General features: G+C 62.5%; 22 protein-coding genes and 2 tRNA genes. 16 read left to right on the top strand and 8 right to left on the bottom strand.

Annotation, left to right across the window (positions count from 1 at the left end):
- Positions 1–32 precede the first annotated feature (32 nt).
- The 3 genes from HU719_RS18120 to pdeM all read left to right on the top strand — a co-directional run bounded on the left by HU719_RS18120 (position 33) and on the right by pdeM (position 4,311).
- A complete protein-coding gene (locus HU719_RS18120) occupies positions 33–1,148 on the top strand; it encodes a succinylglutamate desuccinylase/aspartoacylase family protein (protein WP_186516944.1) in 1,116 nt (371 codons plus the stop codon).
- A 66-nt stretch (positions 1,149–1,214) separates the two neighbouring features.
- The gene (locus HU719_RS18115; RefSeq protein ID WP_186534897.1) at positions 1,215–3,662 is read left to right on the top strand and encodes a ligase-associated DNA damage response DEXH box helicase; all 2,448 of its coding nucleotides are present in this window, start codon (positions 1,215–1,217) and stop codon (positions 3,660–3,662) included.
- Positions 3,655–4,311: a ligase-associated DNA damage response endonuclease PdeM gene (pdeM, locus tag HU719_RS18110; RefSeq protein ID WP_186516941.1), complete on the top strand. Its 657-nt coding sequence runs from the start codon at positions 3,655–3,657 to the stop codon at positions 4,309–4,311. The genes HU719_RS18115 and pdeM overlap by 8 nt, the downstream gene beginning before the upstream one ends.
- On the opposite strand, the gene HU719_RS18105 is transcribed toward pdeM, so the two are convergent.
- The gene (locus tag HU719_RS18105) at positions 4,312–4,518 is read right to left on the bottom strand and encodes a hypothetical protein (protein ID WP_186516939.1); all 207 of its coding nucleotides are present in this window, start codon (positions 4,516–4,518) and stop codon (positions 4,312–4,314) included.
- A 99-nt stretch (positions 4,519–4,617) separates the two neighbouring features.
- Positions 4,618–5,184 (bottom strand): dCTP deaminase, encoded by a 567-nt coding sequence (gene dcd / locus HU719_RS18100; RefSeq protein WP_003258001.1) that lies wholly within the window; start codon positions 5,182–5,184, stop codon positions 4,618–4,620.
- A 346-nt stretch (positions 5,185–5,530) separates the two neighbouring features.
- Here dcd and HU719_RS18095 point away from each other — a divergent pair, with 346 nt between their 5' ends.
- Entirely contained in the window at positions 5,531–5,740 is a 210-nt protein-coding gene (locus HU719_RS18095; protein ID WP_012273869.1) for a cold-shock protein, read from the top strand.
- A 123-nt stretch (positions 5,741–5,863) separates the two neighbouring features.
- Here the strand turns inward: HU719_RS18095 and apbC are convergent, their stop codons facing one another.
- Positions 5,864–6,958, bottom strand: coding sequence for an iron-sulfur cluster carrier protein ApbC (gene apbC, locus HU719_RS18090; protein ID WP_186534896.1), 1,095 nt, complete (start codon positions 6,956–6,958; stop codon positions 5,864–5,866).
- A 157-nt stretch (positions 6,959–7,115) separates the two neighbouring features.
- Between apbC and metG the strand changes: the two genes are divergently transcribed.
- From metG to HU719_RS18075, 3 genes are all read left to right on the top strand, one after another.
- A complete protein-coding gene (gene metG, locus HU719_RS18085; RefSeq protein ID WP_186516935.1) occupies positions 7,116–9,155 on the top strand; it encodes a methionine--tRNA ligase in 2,040 nt (679 codons plus the stop codon).
- Between the two features lie 67 nt (positions 9,156–9,222).
- Entirely contained in the window at positions 9,223–9,861 is a 639-nt protein-coding gene (gene nth, locus HU719_RS18080; RefSeq protein ID WP_186516933.1) for an endonuclease III, read from the top strand.
- 108 nt (positions 9,862–9,969) lie between these two features.
- Positions 9,970–10,146 carry a PA3496 family putative envelope integrity protein gene (locus HU719_RS18075; protein WP_186516931.1) on the top strand — a complete coding sequence of 59 codons (177 nt, stop codon included), beginning with the start codon at positions 9,970–9,972 and terminating at the stop codon, positions 10,144–10,146.
- 42 nt (positions 10,147–10,188) lie between these two features.
- Here the strand turns inward: HU719_RS18075 and HU719_RS18070 are convergent, their stop codons facing one another.
- Positions 10,189–10,815 (bottom strand): response regulator transcription factor, encoded by a 627-nt coding sequence (locus HU719_RS18070; protein ID WP_186516929.1) that lies wholly within the window; start codon positions 10,813–10,815, stop codon positions 10,189–10,191.
- Between the two features lie 365 nt (positions 10,816–11,180).
- On the opposite strand from HU719_RS18070, the gene HU719_RS23640 reads away from it, so the two are divergent.
- Positions 11,181–11,693 (top strand): hypothetical protein, encoded by a 513-nt coding sequence (locus tag HU719_RS23640; RefSeq protein WP_437179687.1) that lies wholly within the window; start codon positions 11,181–11,183, stop codon positions 11,691–11,693.
- 62 nt (positions 11,694–11,755) lie between these two features.
- On the opposite strand, the gene HU719_RS18060 is transcribed toward HU719_RS23640, so the two are convergent.
- Positions 11,756–12,973 (bottom strand): argininosuccinate synthase, encoded by a 1,218-nt coding sequence (locus HU719_RS18060; protein ID WP_186516926.1) that lies wholly within the window; start codon positions 12,971–12,973, stop codon positions 11,756–11,758.
- 128 nt (positions 12,974–13,101) lie between these two features.
- On the bottom strand, positions 13,102–14,061 hold the full coding sequence (locus tag HU719_RS18055; protein WP_186516924.1) for an OmpA family protein: 960 nt from the start codon (positions 14,059–14,061) through the stop codon (positions 13,102–13,104).
- A gap of 130 nt (positions 14,062–14,191) precedes the next feature.
- On the opposite strand from HU719_RS18055, the gene pyrC reads away from it, so the two are divergent.
- Together pyrC and rnt are read left to right on the top strand one after the other, a co-directional pair.
- Positions 14,192–15,238, top strand: a complete 1,047-nt coding sequence (pyrC, locus tag HU719_RS18050; RefSeq protein WP_186516922.1) for a dihydroorotase — start codon at positions 14,192–14,194, stop codon at positions 15,236–15,238.
- Positions 15,235–15,909 carry a ribonuclease T gene (gene rnt, locus HU719_RS18045; protein WP_186516920.1) on the top strand — a complete coding sequence of 225 codons (675 nt, stop codon included), beginning with the start codon at positions 15,235–15,237 and terminating at the stop codon, positions 15,907–15,909. Before pyrC ends, rnt begins: the two co-directional genes overlap by 4 nt.
- A 63-nt stretch (positions 15,910–15,972) precedes the next feature.
- On the opposite strand, the gene HU719_RS18040 is transcribed toward rnt, so the two are convergent.
- Positions 15,973–16,575: a peroxiredoxin gene (locus tag HU719_RS18040; protein ID WP_009684560.1), complete on the bottom strand. Its 603-nt coding sequence runs from the start codon at positions 16,573–16,575 to the stop codon at positions 15,973–15,975.
- A gap of 213 nt (positions 16,576–16,788) precedes the next feature.
- On the opposite strand from HU719_RS18040, the gene HU719_RS18035 reads away from it, so the two are divergent.
- The 6 genes from HU719_RS18035 to HU719_RS18010 all read left to right on the top strand — a co-directional run bounded on the left by HU719_RS18035 (position 16,789) and on the right by HU719_RS18010 (position 22,221).
- Positions 16,789–17,010 carry a bacterioferritin-associated ferredoxin gene (locus HU719_RS18035; protein WP_186516918.1) on the top strand — a complete coding sequence of 74 codons (222 nt, stop codon included), beginning with the start codon at positions 16,789–16,791 and terminating at the stop codon, positions 17,008–17,010.
- Between the two features lie 196 nt (positions 17,011–17,206).
- On the top strand, positions 17,207–17,680 hold the full coding sequence (bfr, locus tag HU719_RS18030; RefSeq protein ID WP_186516916.1) for a bacterioferritin: 474 nt from the start codon (positions 17,207–17,209) through the stop codon (positions 17,678–17,680).
- Between the two features lie 80 nt (positions 17,681–17,760).
- Positions 17,761–17,837, top strand: a tRNA-Met gene (locus HU719_RS18025).
- A 134-nt stretch (positions 17,838–17,971) separates the two neighbouring features.
- Positions 17,972–18,048: transfer RNA gene (locus HU719_RS18020), tRNA-Met, on the top strand.
- 238 nt (positions 18,049–18,286) lie between these two features.
- Positions 18,287–20,929: a bifunctional lysylphosphatidylglycerol flippase/synthetase MprF gene (mprF, locus tag HU719_RS18015; protein ID WP_186516914.1), complete on the top strand. Its 2,643-nt coding sequence runs from the start codon at positions 18,287–18,289 to the stop codon at positions 20,927–20,929.
- Positions 20,929–22,221 (top strand): virulence factor family protein, encoded by a 1,293-nt coding sequence (locus HU719_RS18010; RefSeq protein ID WP_186534895.1) that lies wholly within the window; start codon positions 20,929–20,931, stop codon positions 22,219–22,221. The genes mprF and HU719_RS18010 overlap by 1 nt, the downstream gene beginning before the upstream one ends.
- A gap of 33 nt (positions 22,222–22,254) precedes the next feature.
- Here the strand turns inward: HU719_RS18010 and HU719_RS18005 are convergent, their stop codons facing one another.
- Positions 22,255–24,153, bottom strand: a complete 1,899-nt coding sequence (locus HU719_RS18005; protein WP_186534894.1) for a potassium transporter Kup — start codon at positions 24,151–24,153, stop codon at positions 22,255–22,257.
- Between the last annotated feature and the right edge of the window lie 53 nt (positions 24,154–24,206).

The raw sequence follows: 24,206 nt of genomic DNA, 5'->3' as shown, positions 1-24,206 counted from the left end.
GTCTTCTTATCCACGTTTGCCTCAGGCCGCCCATGCACCATTCGACCCACGATCTGCTGTCCCCTGTCCCCGGTATCACCCGCCAGTTGCACAGCTTCCATTTTGGCCCGCGCGATGGGGCCAAGGTCTATATTCAGGCTTCGCTGCATGCCGATGAGCTGCCAGGCATGTTGGTAGCCTGGCACCTCAAGCAGCGCCTGGCAGAGCTGGAGCAGCAAGACCGCCTGCGCCGCGAAGTGGTGCTGGTGCCGGTCGCCAACCCGGTGGGCCTGGAGCAGGTACTGCTGGATGCGCCGCTGGGCCGCTTCGAGCTGCAAAGCGGCGAGAACTTCAACCGCAAGTTCGTCGACCTGTCTGACAGCATCGGCGATCAGATCGAGCCGCACCTGACCCAGGATGCCGCGCACAACCTGGCGCTGATCCGCGAATACCTGCGCCGCGGCCTGGATGCGCACCCGGCGCGCACGCCACTGCAATCACAACGCCTGGTGCTGCAACGGCTGGCCTGCGATGCCGATATGGTGCTCGACCTGCACTGCGACTTCGAGGCTGTGGAACACCTGTACACCACCCCCGAAGCCTGGCCTCAAGTAGAGCCCCTGGCGCGCTACCTGGGTGTGCAGGCAAGCCTGCTGGCCACCGACTCCGGTGGGCAGTCGTTCGATGAATGTTTCAGTCTTGTGTGGTGGCAATTGCAGCAGCGTTTCGGCAAGCGCTTCCCGATCCCGCTGGGCAGCGTCGCGGTGACCATCGAGCTGCGCGGCCAGGGCGATGTCAGCCACGCGCTGGCCACCCAGGACTGCCAGGCGATCCTGGACTTTCTGACCCACAGCGGTGTAATCGAAGGCGAGCCTGCGCCACTGCCGGCCTTGCGCCGCCCGGCAACGCCATTGGCGGCGGTCGAGCAGGTGGCCGCGCCGCTGGGTGGGCTGCTGGTGTTTCACGCCAAGCCCGGCCAGTACCTGGAGGCCGGGCAACGGGTTGCCGAAGTGATCGACCCGCTCAGCGACCGTGTCACGCCGCTGCACACGCCGCAGGCAGGGCTGATGTATGCGCGCAGCCTGCGGCGCATGGCCACAGCCGGCATGGTGGTGGCCCACGTGGCGGGCGAGAAGGTCTGCCGCAGCGGTTATCTATTGGGCGCCTGATTCGGTTAAACCAAACGGCTTGGCGGGCGGTCAGTAGAGTCACAGACCTCGCAGGATTTCGCCCGCATGCCCGACCTCGCCAATGCATGGTTCGCCACCCGCGGCTGGAAGCCCTTTGCCTTCCAGCGGCAGGTGTGGGCAGCAGTGGGGCGCGGCGAGTCTGGCCTGCTGCACGCCAGCACCGGCACCGGCAAGACCTACGCGGTATGGCTGGCCGCCTTGCGCGCCTTTGCGCAAAACAGCGCCGGGCGCCAGCCGGCAGCGCTGCAAGTGCTGTGGATCACGCCCATGCGCGCCTTGGCCGCCGACACTGCGCGTGCCTTGCAGGCGCCGTTGGATGAGCTGCAACTGAACTGGAGCGTGGGCGTGCGCAGTGGTGACACTGGCAGCGCCGAACGTGCCCGCCAGGCTCGGCGCCTGCCCAGCGCGCTGATCACCACGCCCGAAAGCCTGACCCTGCTGCTGACCCGCGCCCAAGCCGAGAACGACTTTGCCAGCCTGCGCCTGGTGGTGGTCGATGAGTGGCACGAACTGTTGGGCAACAAGCGCGGCGTCCAGCTGCAACTGGCCTTGGCCCGGTTGCGCCGCTGGCAGCCGGGCCTGCTGGTATGGGGGCTATCGGCCACCTTGGGCAACCTTGACCACGCCATGCAGGTGCTGGTGCCTGAACACGGCTTGCTGGTGCGGGGGCGGCAGGACAAGCGCCTGGAGGTCGACACCTTGATCCCGGCCCAGCTTGAACGCTTCCCCTGGGCCGGGCATATGGGCCTGAAGATGCTTGCCCAGGTGGCCGATGAGCTGGAGCACAGCGCCAGCACCTTGGTGTTCACCAATACCCGCGCCCAAGCCGAGCTGTGGTACCAGGCGCTGCTCGACGCGCGCCCCGACTGGGCCGGGCTGATCGCCTTGCACCATGCCTCGCTCGCCCGCGAAACGCGTAACTGGGTGGAAGGTGCGCTGAAAAAAGGTGAACTCAAAGCGGTGGTTTGCACCTCAAGCCTGGACCTTGGGGTGGATTTCCTGCCCGTTGAGCGCGTGCTGCAGATCGGCTCGGCCAAGGGCATCGCCCGGCTTACCCAGCGCGCCGGGCGTTCCGGGCATGCGCCGGGGCGCACCTCGCGTATCACCCTGGTGCCCACCCACAGCCTTGAGCTGGTCGAGGCCGCCGCCGCGCGCGAAGCCTTGGCAGCCGGGCGCATCGAGGCCAGGCGCTCGCCGCGCCTGTGCATGGATGTGCTGGTGCAACATGTGGTCAGCATGGCGCTGGGCAGCGGCATGCGGCCTGACGAACTGCTGGCTGAAGTCCGCAGTACCTGGGCCTACCGCGACCTGCGCGACAGCCACTGGCAATGGGCGCTGGCTTTTGTGCGCAACGGCGGCAGCTCGCTGGGCGCCTACCCCGACTACCAACGGGTCGAAGCACACCCTGACGGGATATGGCGGGTGGCCAGCGAGCGCCTGGCGCGCCGCCACCGCATGGGCATTGGCACCATCGTCAGCGAGGCCAGCGTACAGCTGAAATTCTGGAGCAAGGGCGGTGGCGGCAAGACCTTGGGCAGTGTCGAAGAGGCCTTCATCGCCCGCCTTCGCCCAGGCGACACGCTGATGTTCGGCGGGCGCGTGCTGGAGCTGGTCCGGGTCGAGAACATGACCGCCTATGTGCGCCGCAGCACCTCGCGCAAGGCCGCAGTGGCACGCTGGAATGGTGGGCGCATGCCGCTTTCCAGCGAGCTGGCCGACGCACTGGTCGAACAACTGGACGCCGCCGCCCACGGGCGCTTCAACAACCCCGAGCTGCGTGCGGTGCGCCCGCTCCTGGCGCTGCAGGCGCAGTGGTCTGCCGTGCCGACCACCACCACCCTGCTTGCCGAAACCCTGAACACTCGCCAAGGCTCGCACTTGTTTCTCTACCCCTTTGCCGGGCGCATGGCCAACCTGGGGTTGGCTAGCCTGATCGCCTGGCGGGTGAGCCGCGAGCAGCCGCTGTCGGTGTCGATTGCGGTGAGCGATTACGGCTTCGAGCTGCTCACCCCGAGCCGTATTGACTGGGCCGCGTGGCTACCAAGGGTATTGTCCGCCGAGCACTTGCTCGACGACGTATTGGCCAGCCTCAATGCTGGCGAAATGGCGCTGCGGCGCTTTCGGGAAATCGCGCAGATCTGCGGGTTGGTATTTGGCGGCTACCCGGCTGCGCAGAAAAGCATGCGTCAGATCCAGGCGTCCAGCGGGCTATTCTTCGAGGTGTTCCGCAAGCATGACCCGGATAACCTGCTGCTGGGCCAGGCCCGTGACGAGGTGCTGGCCGAAGAGCTGGAGATCGAGCGCCTGCGCTGGCAGCTGGAAAAAATGGCCGCTCGGCGCCTCGACCTACATGTGTTGAAGCGCCCAAGCCCGCTGGCGTTCACCTTGCTGGTCGAAGGCTTGCGCGAAACGATGAGCACCGAAAAACTGGCCGATCGCATCGCCAGAATGGTCGCAGAACTGGAACAGGCCGCAGGCACCGCGCATGGATGAACTGGCAATCGAATACGCAGGCGAAACGCTGCTGCTTTTGGCGGACAAAGCAATCTACTGGCCGCAGCAGCACACGCTGCTGGTGGCTGACCTGCATATCGGCAAGGCCGCAAGCTACCGCGCGCTGCATCAGCCCGTGCCGCGTGGCACCACTGAGGCAACCTTGGCTCGGCTCGACCAACTGCTCGCGCGATATGCATGCAACAGGCTCGTGGTGCTGGGGGATTTTCTGCACGCCAGAACCGCGCGCGCCGCCGGCACGTTGGCAGCGCTTGCAGCATGGCGTACACGGCATTGCGAGCTTGAGATCGTGCTGGTGCGTGGCAACCACGACCGGCATGCGGGCGACCCGCCCGTCGAGCTGGGTATCACCGTGCATGAGGAGCCTTGGCTGCTCGGCCCATTTGCGCTGTGCCACGAACCTGAGCCACACGCGAGCCATGCCGTACTGGCGGGCCATGTGCACCCTGCCTATGTGTTGCGCGGCCGCGCACGCCAGCGCCTACGCCTGCCGTGCTTCGTGATCGGCGCGCAGGTCGCAGTGCTGCCAGCATTCGGGGAATTCACCGGCGGCTGGAACGTGGCGCCACAGGCGGGCACCCGTATGTTCCTGACCGGCGCCGACAGGGTCTGGCCGCTGACGCAGTAGTCACGCAACGGGGGCGGGTGGCGGCTCATCCGGTAGGGTCGGCTCACCGGGTTCGACCGGCTGCGGTGTATCTGGCTCGGGCTGGTGCGGAACGCCACCGGCGTACAGAGCGGTTGGCGGATGCGCCAGCAATGTCCACGCCAGCAATCCGATCTGGTTGGGCTGCAGGACGGCCAGCTTGGCACTGATTGCGGGGTCAAGTTTCATTGGGCTACTCCTGACTAGAGCCGACGCACGTCATGTGCGTCAGGACTGTTCAATCGTTGGAGTGCGTTGCCAGCAAACAATTCCCCGCAACTGGTCGGCTCAGGTACGTGGCAGGGTGACACCACGCTGGCCCTGGTACTTGCCACCGCGATCCTTGTACGAAACTTCGCATTCTTCGTCGGACTGCAGGAACAGCATCTGCGCCACGCCCTCGTTGGCGTAGATCTTCGCCGGCAGGGTGGTGGTGTTGGAGAATTCCAGGGTCACGTGGCCTTCCCATTCAGGCTCGAGCGGGGTGACGTTGACGATGATGCCGCAACGCGCGTAGGTGCTCTTGCCCAGGCAGATGGTCAGCACATCACGCGGAATGCGGAAATACTCGACGGTGCGGGCCAGGGCGAACGAGTTTGGCGGAATGATGCACACGTCGCTTTTGATATCGACGAAGCTGCCAGCGTCGAAGTTCTTCGGGTCGACAGTGGCCGAGTTGATGTTGGTGAACACCTTGAATTCATCGGCGCAACGCACGTCGTAGCCGTAGCTCGAAACGCCGAACGAGATGACCCGGCTGTCCTGCTCGCCGCGCACCTGGCGCTCGACGAACGGTTCGATCATGCCGTGTTCCTGCGCCATGCGGCGAATCCACTTGTCCGATTTGATGCTCATGGCGGGGGGTGTCCTGAGAGTGCAAAGGTGAAAAAAAACGTGATGCACATCTTACCGGTCCCGGCGGCTGCGGCAAAGTCACATCCTCCACCTCGCTGCAATCCGCGTCAGACGTGGCCTCCAGCCACCGTCGATCCGATTTGCGACAAACATGGATTGGGTTATTGGCAGGCTCGGGAAAGTGGGTTAAGGTTACGCCCACTGTGCTGCACGCGACACCGAAGACCTGTTCTGATGCACGATTTACGATCGGCCCATCTCCACGACAACTTCTGCTCCTTTGCACTCAGTCTCGGCTTGAGGTTTTTCTCTTGCCGCCATCAACTTTGTCCAAGGAGACAGAAAAATGTCCAACCGTCAAAACGGTACCGTTAAGTGGTTCAACGACGAGAAAGGCTACGGCTTCATCACCCCTCAGTCGGGCGACGATCTGTTCGTGCACTTCAAAGCTATCCAAGCTGATGGCTTCAAAACCCTGAAAGAAGGCCAGGCTGTTACTTTCGTCGCTACCCGCGGCCAGAAAGGCATGCAGGCTGAAGAAGTTCAAATCGCCTAAGTCGATTTAGCTTCCTAGCTTTCAAAAAAACCCGCCTCTGGCGGGTTTTTTTATGCCTGTACGAAAGATGTGCAGGCTGTCTGGGCGCAGCGCCTGCAGCGCTTCGCCCAGGCGGCTTGTCTGTCAGTCTTCGCTGATGGTGATATTCGGCATGGCTGGCGCAGCAGCTTCCTGCAACACGATGCGCGCGCCCACCTGGCGGGCCAGCTCCTGATAAACCATGGCGATCTGGCTTTCTGGCTCGGCAATCGCCGTCGGCTTGCCGTTATCGGCCTGCTCGCGAATCAGCATCGACAACGGCAGCGAGGCCAACAGCTCGACACCATACTGCGCCGCCAGCTTCTCACCGCCACCCTCACCAAACAGGTGTTCGGCATGGCCGCAGTTGGAGCAGATGTGCACGGCCATGTTTTCCACTACACCCAACACCGGGATGTTGACCTTGCGGAACATCTCCACGCCTTTTCGGGCATCGAGCAGCGCCAGGTCCTGCGGTGTGGTGACGATAACGGAACCGGCCACCGGCACTTTCTGCGCCAGGGTCAGCTGGATGTCGCCGGTGCCTGGCGGCATGTCGATCACCAGGTAATCGAGGTCGTCCCAGGCCGTCTGGGTGACCAGTTGCAGCAGCGCGCCGGACACCATCGGGCCGCGCCAGACCATCGGCGTGTTGTCGTCAGTCAGAAACGCCATGGACATCACTTCGACGCCATGGGCCTTGATCGGCACGAACCACTTCTGGTCGCGGATCTGCGGGCGGGTGCCTTCGGCAATACCAAACATCACACCCTGGCTTGGGCCGTAGATGTCGGCATCGAGAATGCCCACGCGCGCGCCTTCACGGGCCAGCGCCAGCGCCAGGTTGGCCGCTGTCGTCGACTTGCCGACCCCGCCTTTGCCCGACGCCACGGCAATGATGTTCTTCACGTTGGCCAGCGCCGGCACCTGGGCCTGGGCCTTGTGCGCGGCAATGCGGGTGTCGATGGCGACCTTCGCCGAGGTCACCCCGTCAAGGTTGCCGATGGCCGTCTCCAGCACCTGGGCCCAACCGCCCTTGAACAGCCCGGCTGCGTAGCCGAGGTGCAACTGCAAGCTGACCTGCCCGCCCTGAATGTCGATGGCCTGCACGCAGCCGGCGCTGACCGGGTCCTGGTTCAGGTAGGGGTCGGTGTACTGGCGAAGCACGCCTTCGATGGCGGCACGGGTGACGGCACTCATGGACACTCCCATTGGCAAACTGAATACAAAACAGGCGCCTATGCTAACCCGTCAATCGTCAGCAGATGCGTTCGCGGGGTGAAATATATTCGCCGGGCCTTTATAGTGGCCGATCACCCAATCTTTACCCCGTCGCCAGATAAGTAGCCGAGCCACCATGTCCGAGCCACGCCAGATTCTCGTTACCAGCGCCCTGCCCTATGCCAATGGGTCGATCCACCTTGGCCATATGCTTGAGTATATCCAGACGGACATGTGGGTGCGCTTCCAGAAACTGCGCGGCAACCAGTGCATCTATGTCTGCGCCGATGACGCCCACGGCTCGGCAATCATGCTGCGTGCCGAAAAAGAGGGCATCACGCCAGAGCAACTGATCGCCAACGTCCAGGCCGAGCACGCCGGCGACTTTGCCGATTTTCTGGTCGACTTCGACAATTTCCACTCGACGCACAGCGACGAGAACCGCGAACTGTCGAGCATGATCTACGGCCGCCTGCGCGATGCCGGCCACATTGCCACCCGTTCGGTGACGCAGTACTTCGACCCTGAAAAGGGCATGTTCCTGGCCGACCGTTTCATCAAGGGCACCTGCCCGAAATGCGCAGCCGAAGACCAGTACGGCGACAACTGCGAAAAGTGCGGCGCTACCTACGCACCGACCGAGCTGAAAGACCCGAAATCGGCAATCTCCGGCGCCACCCCCGTGCTGCGCGACTCCCAGCACTTCTTCTTCAAGCTGCCGGACTTCCAGGCCATGCTGCAGCAGTGGACCCGCAGCGGCACGCTGCAGGACGCAGTGGCCAACAAACTGGCTGAATGGCTCGACTCGGGCTTGCAGGAGTGGGATATCTCCCGCGACGCACCGTATTTCGGTTTCGAGATCCCCGGCGAGCCTGGCAAGTATTTCTATGTCTGGCTGGACGCGCCGATTGGCTACATGGCCAGCTTCAAGAACCTCTGCGCACGCCGCCCGGAACTGGACTTCGACGCATTCTGGAACAAAGACTCCAAGGCCGAGCTGTACCACTTCATCGGCAAGGACATCGTCAACTTCCATGCGCTGTTCTGGCCAGCCATGCTTGAAGGGGCAGGCCTGCGCAAACCCACCGCAGTCAACGTGCACGGCTACCTGACCGTCAATGGCGCGAAAATGTCCAAGTCGCGCGGCACCTTCATCAAGGCGCGCACCTACCTGGACCACCTGCAGCCTGAATACCTGCGCTACTACTACGCAGCCAAGCTGGGCCGTGGCGTCGATGACCTGGACCTGAACCTCGAAGACTTCGTGCAAAAGGTCAACTCGGACCTGGTCGGCAAGGTGGTCAACATCGCCAGCCGCTGTGCAGGCTTCATCCACAAGGGCAACGACGGCGTCATGGTTGCCGGTGACGCCGCGCCAGAGCTGACCGAGGCCTTCATCGCCGCCGCGCCGTCCATTGCCGACGCCTATGAAGGCCGCGACTTTGGCCGCGCCATGCGCGAAATCATGGCCCTGGCCGACCGCGCCAACGCCTGGATCGCGGACAAGGCACCGTGGTCGCTGGCCAAGCAGGAAGGCAAGCAGGACGAGGTACAGGCCATCTGCGCCCAGGGCATCAACCTGTTCCGCCAACTGGTGATCTTCCTCAAACCGGTACTGCCGGTGCTGGCTGCCGACGCCGAGGCATTCCTGAATGTCGCACCGCTGGCCTGGAACGACCACCTGAGCCGCCTGGAAAACCACCAGCTGAACCCGTTCAAGGCGCTGATGAGCCGTATCGAGCTGGCCAAGGTCGAAGCCATGGTCGCTGCCAGCAAGGAAGACCTGTTGGCTGCAGAAGCTGCAGCGCCGGCAGGTAACGGCGAGCTGGCCAAAGACCCGCTGTCGGCCGAGATCGAGTTCGATACATTTGCCGCCGTCGACCTGCGCGTAGCGCTTATCGTCAAGGCCGAGGCAGTGCCTGGCGCCGACAAGCTGTTGCAGCTCACCCTGGACATCGGTGATGAGCGGCGCAACGTGTTCTCCGGCATCAAATCGGCCTACCCGGACCCAAGCAAGCTCGAAGGCCGCCTGACCATGATGGTTGCCAACCTCAAGCCCCGCAAGATGCGCTTTGGCGTGTCTGAAGGCATGGTGATGGCTGCCGGCCCCGGCGGTGAAGAGATCTACCTGCTGAGCCCTGACAGCGGCGCCAAGCCAGGCCAGCGCATCAAGTAAGCCCCCTGCCCCGGCCACTGGCCGGGGCAATTGTATCTGCAATGCCATCAAGGAACCCTTTGGCCCCATGAATGCCGCAAAACGCCTGGAGATCTTCCGCAGGCTGCATGAAGACAACCCTGAGCCGAAAACCGAACTGGCCTACACCACGCCCTTCGAATTGCTGATCGCGGTGATTCTCTCGGCCCAGTCCACCGACGTGGGGGTCAACAAGGCCACCGCACGCCTGTACCCTGTCGCCAATACCCCCGAGGCCATTCACGCGCTTGGCGTTGAAGGTTTGAGTGAGTACATCAAGACCATCGGGCTCTACAACAGCAAGGCCAAGAACGTCATCGAGACCTGCCGCCTGCTGGTCGAGTTGCATGGCGGCGAGGTTCCCGAGTCGCGTGAGGCGCTGGAGGCACTGCCGGGCGTTGGCCGCAAGACCGCCAACGTGGTGCTCAATACCGCTTTCCGCCAACTGACCATGGCCGTCGATACGCATATCTTCCGCGTCAGCAACCGCACCGGCATCGCACCGGGCAAGACGGTGGTGGAGGTTGAAAAGAAGCTGCTCAAGTTCGTCCCAAAGGACTACCTGCTCGATGCGCACCACTGGTTGATTCTGCACGGGCGCTATGTTTGCCAGGCCCGCAAGCCACGCTGCGGCAGTTGTCGCATCGAAGACCTGTGCGAATACAAGCAGAAGACCTCTGACGATTGAAGCAATAGAAAACAACGCCCATTTCGATTGAAAAAATCTTTTTTACCGGCTTCGCGAATCCCGTTATAAGGACGGCCAATGGCCCTTTGGCTGGGAGTGACCTGACGCATGAGCACCGATAAAGAAGACCTGGTTGTCGATGACGATTTTCCCATCACCGAGGAAGACGTAGAGCCTCGGATCGAGCCCGCCAAGACCAACCTCAGCAAGCGCCGCACCATCGACAACCTGCTCGAGGAGCGCCGCCTGCAGCGGCAGTTGGCCGACTTCGACTACGACCTGTAACCGCACCTGAAAAGCCTCCTTCAGGAGGCGTTTTGCGCATGGTCAAATCAGCCCGTTACGCTGCGCCAGCTCTATCAGATCGACCAACGAGCGGGCATTGAGTTTGGCCAGCAACCGCGTCTTGTAGGTACTCACTGTCTTGTTGCTCAGAAACATGCAGTCGGCGATTTCCTTGTTGCTCCTGCCCTTGGCCAACTGTTGCAACACCATCATTTCGCGCCCTGAAAGGCGCCCGACCATCTCCGCCTCGGTGCCCGAACTGGTCACCGAGCGGCCTTTCTGCAGCGCCTGGTTAGGGAAGTAGCTGTAGCCCGACAGCACCGCCTTGATGGCGCTGAGCAACTCTGTGAGCTCCTGCTGCTTGCAGACATAGCCCGCAGCCCCCGCCTGCATGCAACGCATGGAAAAATGCCCAGGCGCCTGCGAGGTGAGTACCAGCACTTTGCTGCACGGGTTGGCCAGCGCCATGCGCGCCACTACCTCCAGCCCATCGAGCTTGGGGATCCCGATATCCAGGACGACGATGTCCGGCAGGTGCTCGCGAGTGAGTTGCAATGCGTCGACGCCGTTGTCGGTCTCTGCCACTACGTCATAGCCATGGCGTTCCATCAGCATGCGCACCGCGAGGCGAATGACCGGATGATCATCCACGATCAGCACTTTGTTCATGGGTTACCCATTGATTCGTTGTTTGATTTCGACCACTAACCTTACCCGAGCATCACCTCTGGATAAGTAGCGATTCCCCCTGAACCTACAGAGAAAGAACAGGCCTACGCGATTTAGAGAAACGTCCTACGCGCAAACCTTTAATTCAGTGCCCGCTATCTGCCCGGCCTACCAGGCAACCCAACCTAGCAGGCCAGGCCACGCCTAAAAAAGCGTGGAAACAGCACCGCGGATGACAGAAATGTCGACCGAGGGAGAGGGATCTCGTCGGTTCAGGTGCAATCCCTGAACGGGAGGGAAAGAAGCGCACTAGGCAACTGAAATGCAAAGCGTTACTGATGGCTAAAACACAGGTGGATCTGATCATGAAGCAGCAATCACTGAGCCCCTTGAGCCTCATCGCAGTCTTTGCAGGCGTCATCGAAGCCTCGGCGTTGGCGTCGCTACCGTTTCTAAGCGAATCGAGCCAAGGGATCTACACATGGTTTCTGGTCGGTTTTCCGTTCTTCCTGACCGTGCTGTTCTTCCTCACGCTCAATTTCAACAACGGAACATTGTTCGCCCCTCGTAGCCAAGATGACACTGCAGAGCAAGCGCCCGCGCCGCAGGACTCTCCACCGGCAGCACCGGCAGCACCGCCAGCCGCCAGCGAGCCGCCCCCCCTTGCAACCGCTCTGTTTACGCCTGTGGCCACAGACAGCACACCGATGATCATCGCCTTGTCCGGGCCACAGAGCCGGGCAAACCTTCAGAGACACTTTCACGACGTGCTTGAGCGCAAGTATTCTGCGCCGCGCAGCTGGACCCTGCATGACCTCGACAATCGCATTACGGTGCAGCTAACCGTCGGGCCGATGGCCGATGAAGCCATGCCCTAGGCGCTGCCTGAAAACAAAAAACCCGGCCTGGGCCGGGTCTTTGCTGCCGCAAGCAGACGCGCTTACAGCATGGAGCGGCCTTTGTTGGCCGCGATGCGCATGCGCAGTGCGTTGAGCTTGATGAAGCCAGCAGCATCAGCCTGGTTGTAGGCGCCGCCATCTTCTTCGAAGGTGGCGATATTGGCGTCGAACAGCGAGTCGTCAGACTGGCGGCCGACAACCACGACGTTGCCTTTGTACAGCTTCAGGCGAACCACGCCGTTCACGTTGACCTGCGAAGCGTCGATCATCTGCTGCAGCATCAGGCGCTCAGGGCTCCACCAGTAACCGGTGTAGATCAGGCTGGCGTACTTGGGCATCAACTCGTCTTTGAGGTGAGCCACTTCGCGGTCCAGGGTGATCGACTCGATGGCGCGGTGCGCCTTGAGCATGATGGTGCCACCCGGGGTCTCGTAGCAGCCGCGCGACTTCATGCCGACGTAGCGGTTTTCGACGATATCCAGACGGCCGATGCCGTTGGCGCCACCGATGCGGTTGAGGTCGGCCAGCACGGTGGCCGGGGTCTTCTCGACGCCGTCGATGGCGACGATGTCACCATTGCGATAGGTCAGCTCGATGTAGGTCGCCTGGTCCGGGGCATTCTCCGGGGAGACGCTCCAACGCCACATGTCTTCTTCGTGCTCGGTCCAGGTGTCTTCCAGGACGCCGCCTTCATAAGAGATGTGCAGCAGGTTGGCATCCATCGAGTACGGCGATTTCTTCTTGCCGTGGCGCTCGATCGGGATACCGTGCTTCTCGGCGTAGTCCATCAGCTTCTCGCGCGACAGCAGGTCCCATTCACGCCATGGGGCGATGACCTTGACGCCAGGCTTGAGTGCGTAGGCACCCAGCTCGAAACGCACCTGGTCGTTACCCTTGCCGGTAGCACCATGGGAAATGGCATCGGCGCCGGTTTCGTTGGCGATCTCGATCAGGCGCTTGGCGATCAGCGGGCGGGCGATGGACGTACCCAGCAGGTACTCGCCTTCATACACGGTGTTGGCGCGGAACATCGGGAACACGAAATCACGCACGAACTCTTCGCGCAGATCGTCGATGTAGATTTCTTTAACGCCCATTGCCTGCGCCTTGGCGCGAGCAGGCTCTACCTCTTCGCCCTGGCCCAGGTCAGCGGTGAAGGTCACCACTTCACAGTTATAGGTGTCCTGCAGCCACTTGAGAATCACCGAAGTATCAAGGCCGCCGGAATACGCCAGTACGACCTTATTTACGTCCGCCATGCCATCACTCCACGGGGTTGTACGGAAAGCCGTCGATTCTAACGGCCTTGCCGGAAAATTTACAGTGGGGCGACAGCTTCTGACGGCAAAGCGACAAGAACTTTCGTCTGTGCGACCAACGGTCGCGCTCAGGCCTTCTTCGCTGGGGCTGGTGCTGCCGGAGCGGGTGCGGGGGCGGCGGGGGCGGCAGCCGGAGCTACAGGCGCCTGGGTTTTTTCCACGGGTTTTTCAACCGGTGTAACGCGATCCAGCTGAATGTTCACCCGCCGATTGCGCGCGCGGTTGGCGGCGCTGTTGTTCTTGACCAGCGGGTAGCGTTCACCGTGGAAACGTACGGTGATCTGCTCCTCAGGTACGCCATGGGCCTTGAGATAGTCCGCAACGGCCAGTGCCCGGCGCCGCGAGTTGTCGCGGTTGGTGAGGCGGTTGCCGCTGCTGTCGGAGTGGCCGTCGAGCTCGATGTGGTTGACCGACGGGTCGGCCTTCAGATAGTCCAGCAGCACATCCAGCCGCGCCCGCGCCGAGCTGTCCAGCTCAAGGCCAGTGCCTGGGAAAGCAATCTGAGTTTGGCGGATCTGGTCGTAGTTCATCGGCAGCAGCTTGGCCGCACACACTTGATAGTCGCTGAAAGCCTTGGCGAAGCTGATTGGCAGCACTCGCACTTCCATCACCCGCCCGCCTTCACCGGCGTAGTTGCGCACGACCGTGCTGCGGCCATCGAGCAGGCCGTTGATCAGTCGGCTGGCCTGGCCTTGGCTTGAGGTAAACAGCACACCCGTGCGTGCCATGCGCACCGACCCCAGGTTGACGTCGCCACGACCGGGCTGCCACGGGGCCGCAGCGGCCAGCAAGGTCGCGGAGCCTGCGCCCAGCACATTGGTGTCCGAGCGCAACTGGAACGTCGGCTGCTCACCGGCGCGGCGCACGAACTCGCCACTGCCGAAGCCTTCGATAGGCTGGATCAGGCGACATTCGAACTGATCACCATCGACTTTCCAGGCAACGCTCTCCATGCGGGTCTGGAAGGTCATTGCCCCGGCCGGAAGGCTGGCAACAAGGGTGAACAGGGCTAGATAACGCTGGCGCACGGGCGGCTCCACAGATTCTGACGGCTTACCCCAAGGCTATCGGACAGCTCGCGGAAAACTTGATAGCCGTGCTCGCGCCGGGGTTTTCCGGTAGGATTGGCGCCTGAGTTCGACCCGCCTGGAAACCCCAATGTCCGATCGCCTGACCCTTCTGCGTCCCGACGACTGGCACATCCATCTGCGCGATGGTGCTGTGCTGAAACATACCGTTGGTGACGTGGCGCGCACCTTTGCTCGCGCCATCATCATGCCCAATCTGGTCCCGCCGGTGCGCAACGCCGTCGAGGCAGGCGCCTACCGCGAGCGTATTCTTGCCGCCCGCCCGGCTGCCAGCCGCTTCGAGCCGTTGATGGTGCTGTACCTCACCGACCGCACCAGCGCCGAGGATGTCCGCGCGGCCAAGGCCAGCGGCTTCGTGTACGCCGCCAAGATGTACCCGGCCGGCGCCACCACCAACTCCGATTCGGGCGTGACCAGCATCGACAACATTACCCCGGCCATCGAAGCCCTGGCCGAAACCGGCCTGCCGCTTCTGGTGCACGGTGAGGTAACACGCAGCGACGTCGACGTGTTCGACCGCGAGAAGCGTTTCATCGACGAGCACATGCGCCGTCTGGTCGAGCGCTTCCCGACGCTCAAAGTGGTGTTCGAACACATCACCACCAGCGACGCCGCGCAGTTCGTCATGGATGCACCGGCCAACGTCGGCGCGACCATCACCCCGCAGCACCTGCTGTACAACCGTAATCACATGCTGGTGGGCGGCATCCGCCCGCACTTCTATTGCCTGCCGATTCTCAAGCGCAACACCCACCAGGTGGCGCTGCTGGACGCGGCAACCAGTGGCAGCCCGAAGTTTTTCCTCGGCACCGACTCGGCGCCCCACGCCCAGCACGCCAAGGAAAACGCCTGCGGTTGTGCCGGCTGCTACACCGCCTTTGCGGCCATCGAGCTGTATGCCGAGGCGTTCGAGCAGCGCAATGCGCTGGACAAGCTCGAAGGCTTCGCCAGCAAGCACGGCCCGGACTTCTATGGCCTGCCGCGCAACACCGACACTATCACCCTGGTGCGCGAAGAATGGACTGCGCCCGCCAGCCTGCCGTTCGGCGACAACACCATCATCCCGTTGCGCGCTGGTGAAACACTGCGCTGGCGCCTGCTGGAGGAAAACGCGTGAGCGAAGACCTGTACGAAGACGAACAGGAAGGCCAAGCCACTAGCGGCTCGCGCCACCCGATGGCCGAACGCTTTCGCGGTTACCTGCCGGTAGTGGTGGATGTCGAGACCGGCGGCTTCAACAGCGCCACCGACGCCCTGCTGGAAATCGCTGCCGTCACCATCGGCATGGACGAGAAGGGCTTCCTGTTCCCCGAGCACACCTACTTCTTCCGGGTCGAACCGTTCGAAGGGGCCAACATCGAGCAGGCGGCACTGGAATTCACCGGTATCAAGCTGGACCACCCGCTGCGCATGGCGGTCAGTGAAGAAGCGGCGCTTACCGATATCTTCCGGGGGGTGCGCAAGGCGCTCAAGGCCAATGGCTGCAAACGGGCGATCCTGGTCGGGCACAACAGCAGCTTTGACCTGGGCTTTTTGAATGCGGCGGTAAACCGCAACGATATCAAGCGCAACCCGTTCCACCCCTTCTCAAGCTTCGACACCGCGACCCTGGCCGGCCTTGCCTATGGCCAGACGGTCCTGGCGCGGGCGTGCCAGAGCGCAGACATCGACTTCGACGGCCGTGAGGCGCATTCGGCGCGTTACGACACCGAGAAAACCGCTGAACTGTTCTGCGGCATCGTCAACCGCTGGAAAGAGATGGGCGGCTGGCGCGACTTCAACGACTGAGCTGCAAGCTGGATATAAAAAAACCGGCCACGAAGGCCGGTTTTTTTTTGCGCCTGGCAATTATTACAGCTTGCCGGCGTTCTCGCTCAGGTATGCAGCAACGCCTTCTGGCGAAGCGTTCATGCCCTTGTCGCCCTTTTTCCAGTTGGCAGGGCAGACTTCGCCGTGCTCTTCGTGGAACTGCAGGGCATCGACCAGACGCAGCAGCTCGTCCATGTTACGGCCCAGTGGCAGGTCGTTGACGATCTGCGAACGCACGACACCGTTGGTGTCGATCAGGAACGCGCCACGGAAGGCAACGCCGCCTTCGGACTCGACGTCGTAGGCTTTGCAGATTTCGTGGGTCATGTCGGCAGCCAGGGTGTACTTGACCTGGCCGATGCCGCCATTGTTGACCGGGGTGTTACGCCAGGCGTTGTGGGTGAAGTGCGAGTCGATCGAAACGCCGATCACTTCAACGTTGCGGGCCTGGAAGTCCGGGATGCGGTGGTCCAGGGCGATCAGCTCGGACGGGCATACGAAGGTGAAGTCCAGCGGGTAGAAGAACACCAGGCCGTACTTGCCTTTGATGGCCGAGGCCAGGTTGAAGCTGTCAACGATTTCGCCGTTGCCCAGCACAGCAGGGACGGTGAAGTCAGGGGCTTTCTTACCAACGAGTACGCTCATTCGATTTCTCCTGGATGAGGCTAGAAAACTTGCCCGGGCAGCACACGGCCAACCGGGCCCGATAAAGGCTGACCATCATACACGGGTTAGCGTGACAGGCCGAATATGTACCACCGGTCGCTCTGGCGCGCCCCTTTCAGAAAGTGCTTTGACAAGCATTCTCATTACCATTACTCTCCAACCCATCGAACCCACCCGCGATGGTCAGCCTTTATGTATGTGTGTCTATGTGTCGGTGTCACCGACGGACAGATCCGCGATGCGATCTACGAAGGATGCTGCAGCTACAAGGACGTCCGAGCCGCCACCAACGTGGCCAGCCAGTGCGGCAAGTGTGCCTGCCTTGCCAAGCAAGTGGTGCGCGAAACCCTCACCGAGCTGCAACTGAGCCAACAGGCTGCTCTGCCCTACCCCGTTGAATTCACCGCGGCGTAAAACCCTTATTTCGAAGAACCGGGCCCTTGCCCGGTTTTTTTATGCCTGTAATTCAATAAGTTAGCGTTGTAACGCGGTTCAAAAACATTCTTATTCCGATTAAATTTCACTTATTATTCAATAACTTAGGTTTGACATAGATAGTGCCCGGGCTCAAACTTGTTTTCATTGGCTCAACTTCTACAGGGCAGACCCCATGAAAGGCGACGTAAGCGTCATCCAGCATCTCAACAAGATCCTCGGAAACGAGCTGGTCGCAATCAACCAGTACTTCCTGCATGCCCGCATGTATGAAGATTGGGGCCTGAACAAGCTGGGCAAGCACGAGTACAAAGAATCCATCGACGAGATGAAGCACGCTGACAAACTGATCAAGCGTATTCTCTTCCTCGAAGGCCTGCCCAACGTGCAAGACCTGGGCAAGCTGCTGATCGGCGAGCACACCCGCGAAATGCTCGAGTGCGACCTGAAAATCGAGAAAACCGGCCACGCCGACCTCAAGGCTGCCATCGCCCACTGCGAAACCGTTGGCGACTTCGGCTCCCGTGAAATGCTCGAAGACATCCTCGAGTCCGAGGAAGAGCACATCGACTGGCTGGAAACCCAGCTGGGCCTGATCGACAAGATCGGCATCGAGAACTACCTGCAGTCGCAAATGGGCGAAGAATAACCTCGTCCCAGCGTTTTTTACCGCACGCAGCATTTTTTTGTTGACACCAGGCTGCCAATACGTAGAATACGCACCCTTGACGCGGGATGGAGCAGCCTGGTAGCTCGTCGGGCTCATAACCCGAAGGTCGTCGGTTCAAATCCGGCTCCCGCAACCAGATACAAGAAAAAGGCCACTGTTCACACAGTGGCCTTTTTTGTTGCCCGCAAAATGCCTTCCGGAAAAAAACTTGGCAAATCAAGCATTAACGCTTGACGCCAATTCAGAAAGCCGTAGAATGCGCCCCACTGACGCGGGATGGAGCAGCCTGGTAGCTCGTCGGGCTCATAACCCGAAGGTCGTCGGTTCAAATCCGGCTCCCGCAACCATATCGTCAGAACAAGCCCTGCCCTCGAAAGATGGCGGGGCTTGTTGCTTTCTGCCTTTCTGAAATCCCCTCCCGATCCACGCTGTTTCCCGCATTCAGGGGAGCTGATGAACTATCTTTAACTATCCTGAAACAGATTAACCACTCGGGCCGGAGTAATATCTGGACACGTTTTTCCAAAGGGATTTTAACTTGGCCGCACCTCGCCCCCACCTCGCGCTGATCGCCCGGGGTCAACCATGAATGCCCCTACCCCTGATACCCACACTCCGCTGACTGCAGCACTGCCTGCGGCCGCGCAGCATCTGCCGTGGCTTGAGCGGCTGAGCAAGTACCGCCAGCCCTTGGGCCTGGCCGTGACCCTGCTCTTGTTCGGCATGGGCCTGGTCGCTTGCCGACACCTGCTCAGCGAGCTGGATATCTATGCCCTGCACGACGCGATGCTCAGCGTGCCGCGCCACGCTCTGGCCGGCGCGCTGCTGGCGACCGTCGCCGGGTTTGTGATTCTGCTGGGCTATGAGTGGTCGGCGACCCGCTACGCGGACGTGAAGCTGCCGCCGCGCACGCTGGTGCTGGGCGGCTTCAGTGCGTTCGCCATTGGCAATGCCATTGGTTTGTCGATGTTGTCGGGGGGCTCTGTGCGCTATCGCCTGTACGCCCGTGAAGGCCTCGGGGCCGCCGAGGTGGCGCGCATGACGGTGTTCGCCAGCCTGTCGCTGGGCTGCGCACTGCCGCCCCTGGCGGCGCTGGCAACCCTGAGCAACCTGCCCGCTGCGGCCACCGCGCTGCGCCTGCCGGCAACGCTGCTGGGCGCCATCGCAGTTGCGGTACTGCTGCTGACGGCCGCGCTGGTGATTGGCCTGTATCGCCGCCGCCTGGCCGAGCAACCGCTCAAGGACAGCCTGCTGGTAAAGCTCGGTCGCCGCACCCTGCGCCTGCCCAACGGTCGCCTGGCGGCGCTGCAGCTGCTGATTACCGCGCTGGATGTCGCCGCCGCTGCCACTGTGCTCTATCTGCTGCTGCCCGAGGCGCCGCCTTTCGGCGCGTTCGTACTGGTCTACCTGCTGGCGCTGGCCGCTGGGGTGCTAAGCCATGTACCGGGCGGCGTCGGGGTGTTCGAGGCGATCCTGCTGGCCGCTTTCGCCAACCAGCTTGGCGCCGCACCGCTGGCTGCCGCCCTGCTGCTGTATCGGCTGATCTACGTGGTGCTGCCACTGTTGGTGGCTTGCGTACTGCTGCTGGCCAACGAAGCTCGCCGCCTGCTGTTCGCCCAGCAAGCCATGCGTGCAGCCTCCGGCCTTGCGGCGCCGATCCTGGCAATTCTGGTGTTTCTGTCGGGCGTGGTGCTGCTGTTTTCCGGTGCTACCCCGGAAATCGACAGCCGCCTGGAACACATGGGTTTTCTTATCCCACATCGGTTGATCGACGCCTCGCACTTCGGCGCCAGCCTGATCGGCGTGCTCTGCCTGCTGCTGGCCCAGGGCCTGCGCCGACGCCTGTCGGCAGCGTGGTTACTGACCACCATATTGCTACTGGTGGGCGCCGTACTGTCGCTACTGAAGGGCTTCGACTGGGAAGAAGCCAGCATGATGTGCTTCACCGCCGCCTTGCTGGCGCTGTTCCGCCGTTCGTTCTACCGCCCCAGCCGCCTGCTGGAGCTGCCGTTTTCACCGGTCTACCTGGTGGCCAGCGCCTGCGTCATCGGCGCCTCGGTATGGTTGCTGCTGTTCGCCTACCAGGATGTGCCCTACACCCACCGCCTATGGTGGCAGTTCACCCTCGACGCCGACGCCCCGCGTGGCCTGCGCGCCACCCTGGGCAGCGCGGTGCTGCTGGTGATCGTCGCCTTGACCTGGCTGCTGCGCACCGCTCGGCCGGTGATCCACCTGCCTACCGACGACGAGTTGCAACGCGCCAGCCGTATTCTGCAGGCCTCGGACCAGCCCGACGGCGGCCTGGCCCTGACCGGCGACAAGGCACTGCTGTTCCACCCCAATGACACTGCCTACCTGATGTACGCCCGGCGTGGCCGTAGCCTGGTGGCACTGTACGACCCGATCGGCCCGGCCCAGGAACGCGCCGAGATGATCTGGCAGTTCCGCGACCTGTGCGACCTGCACCACGCCCGCCCGGTGTTCTACCAGGTGCGCGCAGAGAACCTGCCGTTCTACATGGACATCGGCCTGACCGCGATCAAGCTCGGTGAAGAAGCACGCGTCGACTTGCGCCGCTTCGATATCGAAGCCAAGGGCAAGGAGATGAAAGACCTGCGCTACACCTGGAACCGCGGCGGCCGCGATGGCCTGAGCCTGGAAATCCACGAACCCGGCCATGCCCCGCTGGCCGAGCTCAAGGAAATCTCCGACGCCTGGCTGAGCGGCAAGAACGTGCGTGAAAAGGGCTTCTCCCTCGGCCGTTTCAGCCCAGAGTACCTGCAGCATTTTCGCATTGCGCTGATCCGCTTCCAGGGCCGCCCGGTGGCGTTCGCCAACCTGCTGGAAACCCACAGCAACGAGCTGGCCAGCCTGGACCTGATGCGCGCCCACCCGGACGCCCCGAAGCTGACCATGGAATTCATGATGGTGGGCCTGATCCTACATTACAAAAGCCATGACTACGGCCGCTTCAGCCTGGGCATGGTGCCACTTTCCGGCTTGCAGCCGCGCCGGGGCGCGCCACTGACCCAGCGCCTGGGCTCGATGGTGTTCCAGCGCGGCGAACAGCTTTACAACTTCCAGGGCCTGCGGCGCTTCAAGGACAAGTTCCAGCCGGACTGGGAACCTCGCTACATGGCAGTGCCGGCAGGGCTCGACCCGCTGGTGGCACTGGCTGATACCGCCGCCCTGATTGCGGGCGGCCTGACTGGATTGGTGAAACGCTGATGATCCGACGCTATTGGCTGTACGTACTGATTCCTCTGCTGCTGGCCGTACTGGCAGGCGCCGTGGCCTTCTGGCTATGGACCCGCCCGGCGCCTGAGCCGAGCCTTGAGCACCTGACCCTGAGCGAGGGCAGCAGCCTGACCCGCGCCACCCCAGGCGTGCACCCGAAAACCCTGGTGGCTATCGGCGTGCCCCGCGAGCAGGCCCTGAGCGACAAGCAGTTGCTCGACCTCAGCCAGGCCGGCGAAGCCCAACTGGTGCAGGTGGTCCTGCCGGATGCCGACTGCACCAAGCAGGCAGCCGCCATGGACCAGGCACTGACCCAACTGGCCGACAAGCCCTCTATCGTCGCCGGTATCGGCCCAGGCGCGGCCCAGGCCTGGCGCTGGCTGGCCACGCAAGGCAATGACCAGGCCCGTGCCATTTCGGTGGACTTCACCTTGGAGCAGCCCGGCTGCCAGGCCCCGCTGCCCAAGGCTGCAGCCCATGGCCACTGGAACGTAGCCTGGAACGACAACCCGGATGACGCCAGCGCAGCCTTTGTGCGCGATCAGGCCAACGCCGAAACCAGCATCGCCGACTACGATATCCACCTGCCGCAGGTGCTCAAGGCGCAACTGACCCACGCCCTGGTCGGCCACGACGGCAACGCCCTGGCCATCCCTGTGGTTGAAGTACCGGCTGGGCAAACTACCGATACGGTCACCCTGTTCCTCTCCGGTGACGGCGGCTGGCGCGACCTGGACCGCGACGTGGCGGGCGAGATGGCCAAGCTCGGCTACCCGGTAGTGGGCATCGACACCCTGCGTTACTACTGGCAGCACAAGACCCCCGAGCAGAGCGCCGCCGACCTGTCCGAACTGATGCAGCACTACCGGCAGAAATGGGGTACCAAACGCTTCGTGCTGACCGGCTACTCGTTCGGCGCCGATGTACTGCCGGCCATCTACAACCGCCTGCCGGAAGAAGACCAGAAACGCGTCGATGCAGTAGTGCTACTGGCCTTTGCGCGCAGTGGCAGCTTCGAGATCGAAGTCGAGGGCTGGCTGGGCAAGGAAGGCCAGGAGGCCCCTACCGGGCCGGAGATGGCCAAGCTGCCCGCCTCGAAAGTGGTGTGCATCTATGGGGTTGAAGAAACCGACGAAAGCGGCTGCACCGACAAGACGGCGGTAGGCGAGCGCCTGAAGCTGCCTGGCGGCCACCACTTCGACGAGAACTACCCGGCCCTGGCCAAACGTCTGATCGACGAAATCGAGACCCGCCAAGGCAAGTCCAACGTTGCCGAAAAGTGATGTAACCGGGGCCGCTATGCGGCCCCGCTTACCTCAGATCTCCACCTGCGTACCCAGCTCGATCACCCGGTTCAGCGGCAGGTTGAAGAAGCGCAGGTTGCCATTGGCGTTCTTCAGCAAGAATGCAAACAGGTTGCCGCGCCAGCGCGACATGCCCTCAAGTCGCGATGCAATCACTGTCTCGCGGCTGAGGAAATAGGTCGTGCGCATGGGGCTGAAGTCGAGCTCTTCCAGATGGCAGAGCTTGAGCGCGGCAGGCACATCGGGCTCGTCCATGAAGCCAAAGTGCAACAGTACCCGGAAGAACCCGTCGCCATAAGCCTCGACCTCGAAGCGCTCATGCTCCGGCACCCGCGGGCGATCCTCACTGACCACTGTCAGCAGCACCACCTGGTTGTGCAGCACCTGGTTGTGCAGCATGTTGTGCAACAGCGCATGGGGCACCGCATCGGCGCGGGCAGTCAGAAATACCGCCGTGCCTTCGACGCGGTGCGGCGGCTGCACACGAATACTGCCAATGAACACCGGCAACGGCAGCGCGCCCTCATCGATACGGTCGACCAGAATCTGCTTGCCGCGCTTCCAGGTGCTCATCAGCAAGTACAGGACCGCGCCGGCCAACACCGGGAACGCGCCGCCCTGGACGATCTTCGGCACGTTGGCTGCAAAGAACAGCCCGTCGACCAACAAAAAGCCAATCAGGATCGGCACCGCCAGCAGCGGCGGCCACTTCCACAGCAACAGCATCACCGCCGCCACCAGGATGGTGGTCATCAGCATGGTGCCAGTAACCGCTACGCCGTAGGCCGCCGCCAGCGCACCGGACGATTCGAAACCGATCACCAGCAACACCACGCCGACCATCAGCGTCCAGTTCACTGCACCGATGTAGATCTGCCCCTGCTCGTCGCTTGAAGTGTGCTGGATGTGCATGCGCGGGATATAGCCCAGCTGGATAGCCTGGCGGGTCAGGGAGAAGGCCCCGGAAATCACCGCCTGCGACGCGATCACCGTGGCCATGGTCGCCAGCCCCACCAGCGGCAACAGCGCCCAGCTCGGCGCCAGCAGGTAGAACGGGTTGCGCGCAGCTTCAGGGTTTTGCAGCAGCATCGCGCCCTGGCCAAAGTAGTTCAGCACCAACGCCGGCAGCACCAGGGCAAACCAGGCGCGGGCAATCGGCTTGCGGCCAAAGTGCCCCATGTCGGCATACAGCGCCTCGGCGCCAGTCAACGCCAGCACCACCGCGCCGAGAATGGCCACGCCCATGCCAGGGTGGACGATGAAAAAGTTCAGCGCCCAGCCAGGGTTGAACGCCTTGAGCACTTCCGGGCTCTGGGCAATGCCGTGCACGCCAAGGGCCGCCAGCACCAGGAACCACGCCACCATGACCGGGCCGAACAGCTTGCCGATTTTTTCGGTGCCGTGCTTTTGCACCAGAAACAGTGCCACCAGCACCACCAGCGCAATCGGCACCACCCAATGGTCGATCCCATCGAACGCCAGCCCCATGCCCTCCACCGCCGACAGCACCGACACCGCGGGGGTGATCATGCTGTCGCCGTAGAACAGCGAGGCGCCAATCAGCCCGCAGATCACCATCAGCGTGCGCAGCTTCGGGTGGCCGGCAGTAGCGCGCCGCGCCAGCGCCGTCAGCGCCATGGTGCCGCCTTCGCCCTGGTTGTCGGCGCGCAGGATGAACATCACGTACTTGAACGAAACCACCCACAGCAGCGACCAGAGGATCAGCGACAGGATCCCCAACACGCCATCGTGGTTGACCGGCACGCCGTAGCCGCCGGTGAAGACCTCTTTGAGGGTGTACAACGGGCTGGTGCCGATATCGCCATACACCACCCCAACAGCTGCCACCAACAGGCTCAACGACCGCGTCGCCCCCTGCCCGCCCTCGGCGTGACTGCTTGCCTGAACCATCGACCACTCCCGCAGAAGGCCTTATAGAGCCATAGAATTCGAATTGGCGCAGC

Origin of the sequence: Pseudomonas farsensis (assembly GCF_014268805.2) — a bacterium.
GTDB classification, from domain to species: Bacteria; Pseudomonadota; Gammaproteobacteria; order Pseudomonadales; family Pseudomonadaceae; genus Aquipseudomonas; species Aquipseudomonas farsensis.
Note: the sequence above shows the minus strand (reverse complement) of the source record. Positions and strands in the feature narration are given on the sequence as shown.